The following is a 13,255-nucleotide window of genomic DNA, read 5'->3' on the forward strand; positions in this document are numbered from 1 at the left end:
ATCCGCCGCTACATCATCTGGCGGAACAAGCACGCCGCCGACGAACGCCTACGTCAGGTAGTCATCAAGGCGAACGTTGCCTGATGCGGCACTAGGTCGCGATCTTCAGTCGGGCCTCGGTGCGGGTACGGAAATGACGACGGTGTACGTATTCGACCTTGATGGTGGAGAAGGTGGCCTCGGCGACGGCGTTGTCGAAGCACGACCCGACCCGCCCCATCGACTGGCGCACCTTCCATCGGGCGCAGGCCGGGGCGAAGTCGGCCGAGGCGTACTCGCTGCCGCGGTCGCTGTGGGCCTTGGCGTCCTCTCAGAGCCGGTCGACGTAGTCGCACATTGCATCTGTTCACTTCTGCAAGTGACCCACCGTAATCGCCGTTAACCTTGGCTTCATGGCACCGGAGCACGAAGAGGGTCGAGGGTCCGCGTCACCAGATCAACGGCCCGCATCTCTCCCTTCCTCAGCCCGAAGGCCAGGAGACCGCTCCTTCTCACCGTGCCGGAAGCGGATCGGGGTGCCGAGGCGTCTGGTTCATCGCTTCCACTGCCGCGACCAGGGGAGCCAGCTCGGGGTTCTTGGCGGCTTCGTCGAGCGCCTCTCTGAGGGCGGTGTCGTTGGTCGGCCGGGCCTCTTGCAGGAGCTTCAGGCCCGCGTCGCTGACATCGGTGTAGATGCCGCGGCGGTCGGTCGGGCACAGGTAGCGGGAGAGCAGGCCACGGTCCTCCAGGCGGGTGACCAGGCGGGTGGTGGCGCTCTGGCTGAGCACCACCGCGTCGGCAACCTGCTTCATCTGCAGATGGCCGCCTTCGCCGTCGTGCTGGCGGCTGAGCACGTCGAGCAGCGAGTACTCCCGCACGCTCAGGTCGTGCTCGGACTGCAGGGCGCGCTCGATGTGCGCCTCGATCCTGCCGTACAGGAGGTAGAGGGCTGCCCATCCGTTGGCGAGGGCGGTCAGCGCGGGATCCGTGGCGGTCATGGGTCCGGGTCTCCTTCCGGATGCGACTGAAGTCCAGGATACGCCCTTCTGAAAATATCAGCCAGAGCCTGCATAAGGCTTTTGCAAGCATCTCTGGGGCGGCCGGTGCGGGGTCGGGCGGACCGTCGGCGATGGTGCGCGCTCCGCCGCCCGACCGCCGAATCGTTCCCGTCTGGTTCCTCATGGAGCCGCCCTGTACCGGCGAGCGTTTCGCCGAGGTGGCAGGGCGCACAGAGAAGGGCTGCATCATGACCGTTTCCACCACTCCGATGAACCTCACCCGGGCCGCCCATGTCGGGATCTCGGTCTCGGACCTGGACGCCTCGATCGCGTTCTACACGGCTCTCACCGGGCGGGAGCCCGTCGCGGAGGGGACCATGAGCAGCGTGCCGTTCGGCAAGGCGCAGGGGCTGTCTGCCGCGAAGCTGCGGTACGCCACGATCAACCTGGACGGCCTCGGCATCGACCTCATCCAGTTCCAGGAACCGGTCGGCGAACGCACGAACGGCAAGGCGAACCGCCCCGGCTCCATGCATCTGTGCCTCAGGGTCGACGACTTCGACGCCGTGTACCAGCGGATGAAGAAGGCCGGCTACGACTTCCTCGGCGACGACTACACGTTCATCGCGGGCGAGGTCACCCCTGACGCGGCGCTCGGCACCAGGGTCGCCTACTTCAACGACCCGGACGGCACGAACCTGGAGATCATCCAGCCCAAGGGCGGCTTCGCCAGCTAGCGGTCCAGGGCCTTGCCGCCGGCCCGCCCGGCGGCGTCGGCCGTCACCCGTCCGGGGCGCCGACGGCAGGCGAGGCCGGGCCGATCGCGTTCCGGCCCCGCCTTTCGCGTGGGCGGTCACGCTCCCGGCGTTCCGGTTCTTCGGTCCGCCCGGCCGAGCATCCTTGTTCGCGAACTCCGGCGCCGCCAGCGCCCACGGGTCGCCAGGGGCGACCGGGTGCTCGTCGCGGCGGCATCGACGGCGACGCACCACTTCGAGGCGGTGCCCCGCGGGGCGTTCGGCACCTGCCGCAGGTCAGCCATGAGGGTGCCCGGTGTCGGCGAGGAGTGGGCGGCCGCTGCGACGCGGACCGCATCCCACACGCCGTCCCGCCGATGCGGCTCGGGTGCGACCCGGGCCGCATCTCGCCGGGGCCGGAGCAACGGGCGGCACCTGCGCGCCGCTGAGTCCCGAGCGCCACCGGAATCCAAGGCTCAGGAGGAATGCCCGCCCTTGCATTTAGGCGCGTGTGCAACTATTGTTGGCGCATGTAAGGCGCACTAGCAACCGCACGGAAGGTGGCGCCATGCCTCTCGCACTTCTCGCTCTGGCCATCGGGGCCTTCGGGATCGGTACCACCGAGTTCGTGATCATGGGTCTGCTGCCCGAGGTCGCCGGTGACTACGGTGTGTCCATCCCCACCGCCGGCCTGCTGGTCACTGGCTACGCGATCGGCGTTGTCATCGGCGCCCCGCTGATGACGGTGCTCGGCACCAGGATCAGCCGCAAGACGATGCTGATCCTGCTGATGGGCCTGTTCGTGGTCGGCAATCTGCTCTCCGCGCTGGCGCCGAGCTTCGGCGTGATGCTCACCGGCCGCATCGTGGCCTCACTAGCCCACGGCGCGTTCTTCGGCATCGGCTCGGTGGTCGCCGCCGACCTGGTCGCCCCCGACAAGAAGGCGGGTGCAATCGCGACCATGTTCACCGGCCTGACCATCGCGAACATCGTCGGCGTGCCGCTGGGCACGTTCATCGGGCAGGCAGTGGGCTGGCGTACCACGTTCGCCGTCGTCGCCGCGCTCGGCGTGGTCGGCCTGCTCGGCATCGCCAGGCTCGTGCCCGCCATGCCCCGGCCCGAGGGCGCGCGCCTACGCGGGGAGCTGATCGCGTTCCGTAATCCGCAGGTACTGCTCGCGATGGCGATGACGGTGCTCGGCTTCGGCGGTGTCTTCGCCGCGATCACCTACGTCGCGCCGATGATGACCCACGTCGCCGGCTACTCCGACGGCGCGGTCACCTGGTTGCTCATGCTCTTCGGCGTTGGCATGTTCGTCGGCAACCTGCTCGGCGGCCGCTACGCCGACCGCAAGCTGATGCCGATGCTGTACACCACCCTCGGCGGGCTCGCCGTGGTGCTCGCGCTGTTCACCGTGTTCGCGCACAACAAGATCCTCGCCGCGATCGCCATCCTGCTCGTCGGGGCGCTCGGCTTCGCCACCGTGCCGCCGCTGCAGAAGCGTGTCCTCGACCAGGCCCACGGCGCGCCGACGCTGGCCTCGGCGGTCAACATCGGCGCCTTCAACCTGGGCAACGCGCTCGCCGCGTGGCTGGGCGGTCTCGTCATCGCCGCCGGCCTCGGCTACACCGCTCCGAACTGGGTCGGTGCCGTCCTCGCCGCCGCCGCGCTGGTCCTCGCCTTCTGGTCCGCCGCCCTGGAGCGCCGCACCCCCGCGCGTGAGGCCGCGGCCGCCGTCCCCGCTCCCACCCTCGTCCACCGCTGACCTCCCGTTCCTCCACACCGCCTCACCTCAGGAGACGCATCATGAACGCCACCGCCGCCGTCACTCCGCTGACCACCGCCGACGCCGATACCCTGATCACGGCTGCCCGCGCCGCCGCCGAGGCGGCCGGGGTCCCGGTCAGCGTCACCGTTCTCGACGCGGGCGGGCACCTGCTCGCCTTCCACCGCGACGACCGCGCCGTGCTGATCTCCGGCGAGACCAGCACCCGCAAGGCCTACACCGCCCTCCAGCTCAACGCGCCGACCGCCGACCTGGTCGACCTCGTCAAGCCCGACGGGCCGTTCCACTCCTTGGCGACCGCGCTCGACCGGCCGCTGCTGTTCATCGCCGGCGGCATCCCCGTGCAACGCGACGGCCGCCTGATCGGCGCGATCGGCGTCGGCGGCGGCGCCCCCGAGCAGGACCACGCCTTCGCCACCACCGCACGAGAGGAACTCACCCGATGACCCGCACCCCGCAGGAGGTCTTCGCCGACCACAGCAGCCGCCTCGGCACCGGGGACCTCGACCTGATCGCCGGGAACTACACCGAGGACGCCGTCCTGATCACCCCCGAAGGGTCGTTTCACGGGCACGACGGGGTGCGGCAGGCCATCGGCCGGCTGCTGGCCGACCTCCCAGACGCCGCCTGGCAGCTGACCCCGCAGTTCGCGGGCGAGGTGCTGTTCCTGCAGTGGAGTGCCACCACCGATACCCACGGGGTCGCCGACGGCACCGACACCTTCGTCTTCCGCGGCGGCCTCATCAGCGCCCAGACCGTCCGCTACACCCTCACCGACCGCGACGCGTAAGGAACCGAACCACCCATGACCATCCCCACCGTGACGCTGAACAACGGCGTCGAGATCCCCAGCTCGGCTTTGGCGTCTTCCAGGTCCCCGACGACCAGACCGCCGCCGCCGTCACCGCCGCGATTCAGGCCGGCTACCGCTCCATCGACACCGCCGCGATCTACGGGAACGAGGCCGGCGTCGGCCGGGCCCTGGCCGCCTCCGGGCTGCCGCGCGAGGAGCTGTTCGTCACCACCAAGCTGTGGAACGCCGACCACGGCTACGACGCCACCCTGCGCGCCTTCGACGCAAGCCTCGCCAAGCTCGGCCTCGACTACGTGGACCTCTACCTGATCCACTGGCCCACCCCCGCCCGCGACCTCTACCTGGACTCCTGGCGCGCCCTCGAACGCCTCGCCGCCGAGGGGCGCATCCGCGCCGCTGGCGTCTCCAACTTCCAGCCCGCCCACCTCCAGCGGCTGCTGGACGGCAGCGCGCTCACCCCGGCGGTCAACCAGATCGAGCTGCACCCCGGCCTGCAGCAGGCCGACCTGCGCGCCTTCCACGCCCAGCACGGCATCGCCACCGAGGCGTGGAGCCCGCTCGCCCAGGGCGCCGTCCTGGACGACCCGGCGATCACCGCGATCGCCACGCGGACCGGCAAGTCCCCGGCCCAGGTGGTGCTGCGCTGGCACCTGCAGCTGGGCAACATCGTCATCCCCAAGTCGGTCACCCCGTCCCGCATCCGCCAGAACCTCGACGTGTTCGACTTCCATCTCACCGACGAGGAGATGGCCTCGATCGCCGCCACCGACCGCGGACTGCGCACCGGCCCACACCCGGACGAGCTCAACTGAGCCACGCGTCCGAGCCGGTACGCCGTCACCGGTAAGGCTCCCGGGCCGTACGCTCGGCCCGTATGGCCCATCGCTTCCGCTCCGTTCCGGGCAGACCGCCCGGAACGGAGCGCCGTCTCCCGCCCCCGGAAGTAACCACCGACCCCGACAGCGGGCTGTCCCGACGACTCGACCCCGACGCCGCAGCGCGTCCTCCGATGCTCGATCCACCTGGGTTGTCGAGCCGGGAGGGCAACGCTACTTCGAGCCGAGCAAATCCCTGACTTGTCTACTGGAGGCAGATGCACGGGTCTGCAGCCCGTAGCGTCAGGGCGCCGGTCGGCACTGGCTCGCATACCCCTTGCCGCCCTCGGGGTGGCACTTCAAGAGCGTGCCGCCACTGGCCGGTCTTCGTCGCCGAAGGCATGACGGCAATCAAGACTCCGCCCTGCGCCCCGCGGGCGAACTGCTTCATCGAGCGCTGGGCCGCAGCCTCGGCGAGGAGTGCACCTACCACCTGCTCATCTACAACGAGGGGCACGCGCTGGCCGTAGTCGGTGAGTACGTGGACCACTTCGACAACCACCGACCACTTCAAGGACGACAGCAGCGACCACCCAACCATTACCCGGCCGTCGTCATCCCCATAAACATGCCCGTACGGCGCCGACGACGACTCTCCGGCGTGGTCAACGAGCACCACCTGACGCTGCATGGCAAGAGGTTTCATCCCCTGTTCAAACCGGGTTACCTCGCCAAACGATCTTTGTTCTCGCTGCTCACTCGCAATGTCTCTGCATCCAAGATGAAGAACGAGGAGCACGAGACATGCCGAACAGCCCCACCCGGCGCCACCTTCTGCAGGGCATAGGATTGCTGGGAGCCAGCGCGGCCGTGGGGGCGGCCCTGCCCCCAGCCGGCGCACACGCGGCCGATGCCGGGACGCCGGGGTCGGGCGGACGGCCCGATCCGTACGCACCCCGGTTCACCCTCGCGGTGATCCCCGACACGCAGTACCTGTTCGACGCCGACCGGGGCGACCCGGCCCCACTCGGGGCGACGTTCCGGTACCTGGTGACGGCACGCGCCGAAGAGAACATCGTCTTCACCGCACACCTCGGCGACGTGGTGGAGAACGCCGCTGCCGCGGAACTGGCCCAGGCGGGCGAGGTGTTCGAAATCCTCGACCGGCACCGGATGCCGTACAGCGTGCTGGCCGGAAACCACGACATCGACTCCCGCACCGACGACCAGCGCGGTGCCAGCCCTTACCTGGATGTGTTCGGACCCGCCCGGTTCCGCAAGATGTCCACCTTCCGGGGCGCCACACCGGACGGCTACAACACCTTCCACGTCTTCACCGCCGGCGGTCGGGAGTGGTTGCTGCTCGCCCTCGACTGGCGCCCATCGGCGGGCACGCTCGCCTGGGCCCGGGAGGTGCTCCGCACGCACCCGCGACTGCCCGCCATCCTCACCACCCACGACCTCGCATACGCCGATGGCACGGGCGAAGCACGGCTGTCCGGACACGGCCAGCGGCTGTGGGATTCGCTGATCAAGGAACACGACCAGATCTTCCTGACCCTGAACGGCCACTTCTGGCCATCGGGCCGCACGATGCTGCGCAACGCCGCCGGGCACGACGTCCACGTGCACATCAGCAACTACCAGGACCGCTACTACGGCGGCGGCGCCATGGCGCGCCTCTACCACTTCGACCTGGCGCGCAACACCATCGATGTCGAAACCCTATCGCCGTGGATCCTCGACAAGGACCCGACCCGGCGTAACGCCCTGGAGCAGCAGGAGGTGGAGCTGACCGATTCGACCAACCGGTTCAGCGTGGCAATCGACTTCGCCGAGCGGTTCGCCGGCTTCGCGCCGGTCCCGCCCCGGACAGCGAGGCCGGCCAGCCAGATGGTCGTCCCCGGCACCGTCGCCTACTGGCGTTTCGACCTGGGCAGCCCCGACGGGACTCCCGTTCCCGACGGCGCACCGATCCCCGACCTGTCCGGCCGCGGCAACCACCTGACCCGGGTCACCCTCCCGGGCAGCGACGCGTCGGCGCTGCGCAGCAGCAACGAGCACCACCCCGACCAGCCCGCGCACGCCAGCCTCTTCCTCAACGGGGGGAAGCAACCAGCACGGGGGGCATACCTGCGCACCGCCGACGGCGCACCGATCAACGCCCTGACCTTCCGGTCCGGCTACACCATCGAGGCGTTCGTCAAACTACCGACGGACGTACGGGCCACGAAGCACGCCTGGATGAGCGTGCTGTCCAGGATGGGAAGCGGTCGGGACGCGGGCAAGTCCGGCGGCGATCCCGCCGAGCCGCTCGCCACACTCAGCCTCTCCGACGGCATGGCTCTGCAGTGGGCGGTCTTCCCGCTCAACCAGGAGGGCATCTCGACCAACTGGGGCCACGAGATGCGCGCCGGAGAGTGGTTCCACGTCGCCGTCGTCAACGACGGCCGGACCACGACGATGTACGTGGACGGCGCGAAGCTGCTGCGCAACCCCTCCACCCCGGCGACCGGGCTGGCCAGCAGCAACGAGCCGTGGCTGGTGGGGGCGTACCACTACGACCGCGTCGTGGAGCAGGGCTTCTACGGCTGGCTCGGCGACATCCGGATCGTGGACCGGCCGCTGCCGGTCGGCCAGTTCATGCGCGCCTGACCGCAGGCCGCCTGACGGGCGTCAACAAGAGGCCCTTCCTGCCCTGGCGGCATCTAGGGGTCGTCGCAACACGTGGTCTGTTGATCAGGACGCGAGGAGTTTATGCAGGCGCTCGGCTGGGGTTTCCCAGCCGAGCGTTTGCGTGGGCGGCGGTTGAGTTGGTGGGCGACGGTGGCCAGGTACTCGGGGTCGTGGGCGGACAGGTAGGTCCTTTGGGGAAGTACTGTCGTTTGTGATGTGCTGGTTGATCGGTGGTGTTCGGCCGGCTCCGGCCGGGGTCAGGGTCGGGTGTCGAGCCACTCCTGGAAGGTGGGGCCGGCGAGCTTGGCGTGCGGGCTGGGCAGGAACCCGCCGTTGGCGGCGATCTCGGCATCGGGCATGCCGGAGCCGTCGACGCCGACGACCTTGATGCCTCGGCGGGCGCCGAGGAGTTGGGCCGCCTCCGACATGGTCTCCTTGCGGGGTCCGGCAACCTCGGGGATAGGTCTTCCTGGGGCGGGTGCGTCGGGGTCGAGGGCAAGGTCGACCAGTGTCTCGGCCACGGTGCGGCAGGTCACGAGCTGGGTGGGCAGGGCCGGGATGTAGGCGACGTCGCTCCGCTGCCAGTCAAGGAGCTGACCGACGAACTCGTGGAACTGTGCGGCCCGCAGGATGCGGACGGGGAGCGGGCCGGACAGGAGGAGTTCCTCGTGTACCTTCTTGGCGGCGACGAAACCGGCGGTGGCCTTGTCGACGCCGATGATGGACGCCATGGCGATCTGGGCGACCCCCGCCTTCTGGCCCGCCTCATGCAGATTGCGGGCCGACGTGCGGAAGAAATCCGTCGCCGCCTCCTGGTCGGAGGAGTGCCACGAGGCGACGTCGATGATGACCTCGACCCCGGTGAAGGCCTCGGCGAGGCCCTCACCGGTGATGATGTCCACGCCGGTGGCTCGGGACATCGGCACGACCTGGTGTCCTCTCTCAGCCAGGACGTCGACGACGTGGCGGCCCAGCCGCCCGGTCGCTCCTGCCACCGCGAACTTGGTGATGCTCGGTGAAGTAGGTGGCTTCGTGCCGTGGCCACGGCGGTGATGCGCTCCTCTGATTCCCCGATCCTGCGGAGGTTGTTGGTCTCCCGGATGGTGAAGTACGTGCTGCCGAGGATCTGCCCGGCGCGGGGCTGTAGCAGGCTGATGGTCGTCGGGGGAATCGAACCGTTCTTGAGACCTTTGCAGGCCTGCGCCAACTTCCGCCATCTCGGGGACGAACGGGAGAGGGTTGGGCATGCGCGACCGGAGGTTGGTCGTCGTGGGTGTGGACATGCTGGGAATTCCTTACTCGTGGTGTTGCGTCGTTACGTGCAAGAGATCCCGGCGACCCGCTTTTTGTGACAGCGGGACCTATGTGACATGGCCCACGGGTCGTCGGTGTCACAAAGCGGCGGGGACCGGGATCGCATGGATATGGCACGGTCGCGAACGAACAGGCAGGAACCAGCGATGAGCGAACGAAGTGAGCAACCGACGGCCACAGCTCGTGGCAGTCGCATGGACGCGGCCACCGAGGCGTTCGTCGCTCACCGTAACCTTCTGTTCACTCTCGCCTACGAGATGCTCGGCTCCGCCGTCGACGCCGAGGACGTCCTGCAGGAGACCTGGCTGCTGTGGGTGGGCGTCGACCTCGGCACGGTGCTGGACCAGCGCGCGTTCCTGATCCGGATCGCCACCAGGCAGGCGTTGAAACGGCTGCGGACGCTGGGCCGACGCAAGGAGTCCTATGTTGGGCCGTGGCTGCCCGAGCCGCTGCTGACCGCGCCGGATGTGGCCGAAAACGTCGAACTGGCCGACAGTGTCTCGATGGCGATGCTGCTGGTGTTGGAGACGCTCACGCCGACCGAGCGGGCGGTGTTCGTGCTGCGCGAGGTGTTCGATGTGGACTACGACGAGATTGCCGAAGCCGTTGACAAGACTCCGGCCGCGGTACGCCAGATCGCCCGCCGGGCACGGGCACACGTCGCCGCGCGCCGGCCCCGCGGCACCGGCTCCCCTGCCGAGCACCGAGCCGCGCTCCAGGCTTTCCAACGAGCGGTCGAAACCGGCGACCTGCAGAGCCTGCTCGACATCCTGGCGCCGGACGTCGTCGCCCTGAGCGACGGCGGCGGTGTCAAGCATGCCCTGCTGCGGCCCATCGTGGGGGCTGACAACGTTGCTCGCTTGCTGGCCCTCGGCTGGTGGAAACGCGACGCAGAAAGGTCGGTCGAGCTGGTGCAGATCAATGGTGGCCCGGGACTGCTCGTCCGAGTCAACGGCGAAATCGACGGCGTGGTAGCGGTGCGAGTGGAGAACGCCTACGTCACCGGCGCCTACCACGTACGCAATCCGGAAAAGCTGTCGCGCATGGAGCGGGAGACCGCCGTGACCCGCTGAGCCATTTCCAACCTTCCACGTCACAAGCAGCGCTTCCTACCCCCGACGGCTACGGGTGGCAGCCGCCCGCAGGCGTAGGTGTCAGGGCTCGGCTGCGAGCGCGTCCTGGCGCGGCTTGAGCCTGACGTCGACCCGAGAGCGGGTCAGATTCCGGCTCAAGCCGCCGTGCAGGAGCCGAATGTTGCGGGATCGTCAATCGGCCCGGGTGCGGAGGCTTCGCGTCAGGGTGGGGATCATCACCGCCGCAGGGACGAGGTGTAGCCCGAGGAGGGCGGTGATGGTGGCGGTGTCTGCCCCGGAAAGGAGGGGCGGGACCAACGAGATCGCGGTCAGCGCCACTGCCGTCCACACGAATCGCTCGGTGGGGCGAGCGCTCCAACGAAGAAGAGCGACGGCGATGACGATGCCCACGATCGAGAAGAAGCCGGTCACCACGGCGAACCCGGACAGCGGGATCGACTCGCCACCATCGGGCACCTCGAAGTCGACGCCAACGGCCTGGGCGAGCGCAGCGGCGAGGGTGATGGCCACCATTGCTGCGAGCGTGGCAATGAAGCCGGTGACGGCGAGTCCGCGGAGCCGGTGGGTGTGGCTGGTCTGGCCCGACGCCGGGCCTGCGACGACCCTGGTGTCATTTCTGCTGTTCATGTCGTTCCTCCGTCATTCGGTACTGGCGTACGGGGTGTGTTGACCGGCATGTGACGGCCGTGGCCCTGCGGGTGACGATGCGCACCCTCGCCGTGCGACGGCCGGGGTTCCGCAGGGCGCGGACGCCGGTGCCGCGGAGCCAGAACCCGGCGTCGCGTCCGAGGACCGGCCCGGGCTCGCCGTCGCGCAACTCCAGCTGCACCCGCCCCCGGGTGACGATGGCGAACGCGTCGCACCACTCCGCCGAGACCACCGCGACACGCGCGCCACCGCGCAGCGCGAGCGTCCACACCGGGACTACTCCGTGCCGTCCGCCGGCAGGCGCTCCGGCAGCCCGAGCCGCGGGAACTGGTCGTCGTGGAAGATGACGATCTCGGTGATCGCCCCGCCGGTGACGCGCAGGACGTCGATCGTCAGCGGCAGGTACGCGCGCTCCCGTTTCCGCCAGTGGTAGAAGGCGACGGCGGGCTGCCGGTTCACGGCGGTGGGGACGGCGCGCAGACCCGTCATGCCCTCGAAGCCGTCGTCGACCCAGTTGTTCACCACCGCGTCGCGGCCGACGTACAGGCCCGGCGTGGGCGGCATCGAGCACCGGACGTCGTCGCGCAGCATTGAGGCGAGCGCCGGGATGTCCGTGGCGACGCTGGCGTCGGTGAAGCGGCGCACCAGCTCGCGGGTCCCGGCGTCCTCCTCGCCGCCGGTCCAGTCCTGCCGCTCGGCAGGCAGATGCTCCCGCATGCCGGCGCGGGCCCGCTGCAACGCGCTGTTCACGGAGTTGACGGAGTCCCCGAGCAGCTCCGCGACGTCCTTCGCCGGCCAGCCGAGCACGTCCCGCAGGATCAGCACGGCCCGCGGGCGCGGCGCGAGGTGCTGGACCGCGACCAGGTACGCCAGCTCGATCGTCTCCCGCGCGACGGCAACCGTCTCCGGCTCGTCCGCGTCGCCCGCGGGCAGTTCGTCGAGCAGCCGGTCCGGGTAGGGCTGCAGCCACAGCACCTCGCCGCCGGTCGCCGGCTCCGGGCGGCACTTGGCGAGCAGGTCCAGGCAGGCGTTGGTGGCGATCCGGTACAGCCAGGCCCGGAACGTCGACCGCCCCTCGAAGGTCTCCCGCCGCCGCCAGGCACGGAGGAAGGTCTCCTGCACGGTGTCCTCGGCGTCCTCGAACGACCCGAGCATCCGGTAGCAGTGCACGTGCAGCTCCCGCCGGTGCCGCTCCGTCAGCCCCGAGAACGCCGGTTCGTCGACCTCGCCCAGACCGCTTCCGCCCAGCTCCTCCAGCCGCGTGTCCGCACTCATCACGTCATCCTTCCGCCTTGTCGTGTTCCGTCGTAGGTGTGACGGGTGCGGGCGCGACAACTCATCACTCGGGTCGGCCGGCATGGCTGACCCGGTGACGGATCCGGTGGCGGAGCACGACGCGCGGTACGGCGAGGAGGACCCGGGGCCCGCCGGAATGGGCGCGGGTGCGCGACCGCCTCGCTCGTGCCGGGGGCGCCTGGTTCACGACGACGCGGCGGACATGGACGCACGGGCACGGCACGAGGTCCACCGAAAGGATGGCCTTGATCGTGGCGCCGAGACCCGGCTCACCTGGGGAGATGCGCGCCCGAAGGGATTCGAACCCTGGTGCTTCCTATCAGCCAGCGTCGGAGGGCTCGCTGCTTCACCGCTGCTTTTCCCGTCCACTTGGACGCGGCCCGCCACCGCCTCGGCACGCCGATCGACCGGGGAACTTCCATCGGGACTTCAAGGCCCGCCGCCGCAAGGCTGGCGTGCGGGAGATCTCGGTGTACACCACCCCACGTACCTGACGGCCGGGACGACCACCCCTTGTCCCGGTAGTGCACGGTGATTGCCAAGCGTCAGTCCCTCGACGTCAGGCATCCACGGAGCAACCAGCAGAGCGAGCCCCACCCACCTCGCACCGGCCGCCAACCATCCAGAGTTTCAGGTCTGCCTTGCCGCCCGGTGCTGGTTGGCCAGGTCGGTGGCGAGCCCGTCAAGCCAGGGCCGAGGGTCACGTCCGCGCGGATGGTGTAAGAGACGGCCATCGCGGGATCCAGTCTGATGTTATGCGGCGATCGGGGTGGGGTCGGGCTGGTCGGTGTCGTGTTGGCTGGTCTCGATGGTGACCATCCGGGCCTTGGCGAGGAGTTCCAGGCCCATGTAGCGGCGGCCTTCGGTCCATTCGTCGGTCTGCTCGGCTAGGACCGCGCCGACGAGGCGGATGATCGCCGGCCGGTTCGGGAAGATGCCGACGACGTCGGTGCGGCGGCGGATCTCCTTGTTCAACCGCTCCTGCGGGTTGTTCGACCAGATCTGACGCCAGATCTCGCGCGGGAAGCCGGTGAACGCGAGGAGGTCATCGCGGGCCGCGTCGAGGTGCTCTGCCGCAGCGGGGAACTTCGCCTCGATCGT

At 69.4% G+C, this 13,255-nt stretch carries 15 protein-coding genes; 9 read left to right on the plus strand and 6 right to left on the minus strand.

All coding sequences use genetic code 11. The features are described 5' to 3' along the window. Positions 1-161 precede the first annotated feature (161 nt). Positions 162-329 carry a hypothetical protein gene (locus ACZ6O2_RS35470; protein ID WP_350705239.1) on the plus strand — a complete coding sequence of 56 codons (168 nt, stop codon included), beginning with the start codon at positions 162-164 and terminating at the stop codon, positions 327-329. A 162-nt stretch (positions 330-491) separates the two neighbouring features. Here the strand turns inward: ACZ6O2_RS35470 and ACZ6O2_RS35475 are convergent, their stop codons facing one another. Then, the gene (locus ACZ6O2_RS35475) at positions 492-977 is read right to left on the minus strand and encodes a MarR family winged helix-turn-helix transcriptional regulator (RefSeq protein WP_466026059.1); all 486 of its coding nucleotides are present in this window, start codon (positions 975-977) and stop codon (positions 492-494) included. Between the two features lie 248 nt (positions 978-1,225). Between ACZ6O2_RS35475 and ACZ6O2_RS35480 the strand changes: the two genes are divergently transcribed. The 7 genes from ACZ6O2_RS35480 to ACZ6O2_RS35510 all read left to right on the plus strand — a co-directional run bounded on the left by ACZ6O2_RS35480 (position 1,226) and on the right by ACZ6O2_RS35510 (position 7,781). Continuing rightward, a complete protein-coding gene (locus tag ACZ6O2_RS35480; protein ID WP_466026060.1) occupies positions 1,226-1,714 on the plus strand; it encodes a VOC family protein in 489 nt (162 codons plus the stop codon). Positions 1,715-2,279: 565 nt separating this feature from the next. Continuing rightward, positions 2,280-3,476, plus strand: a complete 1,197-nt coding sequence (locus tag ACZ6O2_RS35485) for an MFS transporter (protein ID WP_466026061.1) — start codon at positions 2,280-2,282, stop codon at positions 3,474-3,476. 41 nt (positions 3,477-3,517) lie between these two features. Next, on the plus strand, positions 3,518-3,943 hold the full coding sequence (locus ACZ6O2_RS35490) for a GlcG/HbpS family heme-binding protein (protein WP_466026062.1): 426 nt from the start codon (positions 3,518-3,520) through the stop codon (positions 3,941-3,943). Continuing rightward, positions 3,940-4,287, plus strand: a complete 348-nt coding sequence (locus tag ACZ6O2_RS35495) for a nuclear transport factor 2 family protein (protein WP_466026063.1) — start codon at positions 3,940-3,942, stop codon at positions 4,285-4,287. Before ACZ6O2_RS35490 ends, ACZ6O2_RS35495 begins: the two co-directional genes overlap by 4 nt. Beyond that, positions 4,170-5,123: an aldo/keto reductase gene (locus ACZ6O2_RS35500; protein ID WP_466026064.1), complete on the plus strand. Its 954-nt coding sequence runs from the start codon at positions 4,170-4,172 to the stop codon at positions 5,121-5,123. The genes ACZ6O2_RS35495 and ACZ6O2_RS35500 overlap by 118 nt, the downstream gene beginning before the upstream one ends. 370 nt (positions 5,124-5,493) lie before the next feature. Then, positions 5,494-5,973 carry a hypothetical protein gene (locus ACZ6O2_RS35505; RefSeq protein WP_466026065.1) on the plus strand — a complete coding sequence of 160 codons (480 nt, stop codon included), beginning with the start codon at positions 5,494-5,496 and terminating at the stop codon, positions 5,971-5,973. Positions 5,974-6,098: 125 nt separating this feature from the next. After that, on the plus strand, positions 6,099-7,781 hold the full coding sequence (locus tag ACZ6O2_RS35510; RefSeq protein WP_350705254.1) for a LamG-like jellyroll fold domain-containing protein: 1,683 nt from the start codon (positions 6,099-6,101) through the stop codon (positions 7,779-7,781). 278 nt (positions 7,782-8,059) lie between these two features. Here ACZ6O2_RS35510 and ACZ6O2_RS35515 read toward each other — a convergent pair whose 3' ends face one another. After that, the gene (locus tag ACZ6O2_RS35515) at positions 8,060-8,797 is read right to left on the minus strand and encodes an SDR family oxidoreductase (protein WP_466026066.1); all 738 of its coding nucleotides are present in this window, start codon (positions 8,795-8,797) and stop codon (positions 8,060-8,062) included. A gap of 465 nt (positions 8,798-9,262) precedes the next feature. Here ACZ6O2_RS35515 and ACZ6O2_RS35520 point away from each other — a divergent pair, with 465 nt between their 5' ends. Then, on the plus strand, positions 9,263-10,189 hold the full coding sequence (locus ACZ6O2_RS35520; protein ID WP_466026067.1) for an RNA polymerase sigma-70 factor: 927 nt from the start codon (positions 9,263-9,265) through the stop codon (positions 10,187-10,189). A gap of 192 nt (positions 10,190-10,381) precedes the next feature. Here the strand turns inward: ACZ6O2_RS35520 and ACZ6O2_RS35525 are convergent, their stop codons facing one another. The 4 genes from ACZ6O2_RS35525 to ACZ6O2_RS35540 form a co-directional block, all read right to left on the minus strand. Beyond that, complete coding sequence (locus ACZ6O2_RS35525) at positions 10,382-10,723, minus strand: DUF6069 family protein (protein WP_466026068.1); 342 nt, start codon at positions 10,721-10,723, stop codon at positions 10,382-10,384. Between the two features lie 97 nt (positions 10,724-10,820). Continuing rightward, positions 10,821-11,129, minus strand: coding sequence for a hypothetical protein (locus tag ACZ6O2_RS35530; protein ID WP_466026069.1), 309 nt, complete (start codon positions 11,127-11,129; stop codon positions 10,821-10,823). 5 nt (positions 11,130-11,134) lie between these two features. Continuing rightward, positions 11,135-12,133: an RNA polymerase subunit sigma-70 gene (locus ACZ6O2_RS35535; protein WP_466026070.1), complete on the minus strand. Its 999-nt coding sequence runs from the start codon at positions 12,131-12,133 to the stop codon at positions 11,135-11,137. A 774-nt stretch (positions 12,134-12,907) separates the two neighbouring features. Further along, positions 12,908-13,255 (minus strand): transposase (locus tag ACZ6O2_RS35540; protein ID WP_466026071.1); only part of this gene is annotated, 348 nt, incomplete at its 5' end.

The organism is Micromonospora sp. NPDC048040, from assembly GCF_055587185.1.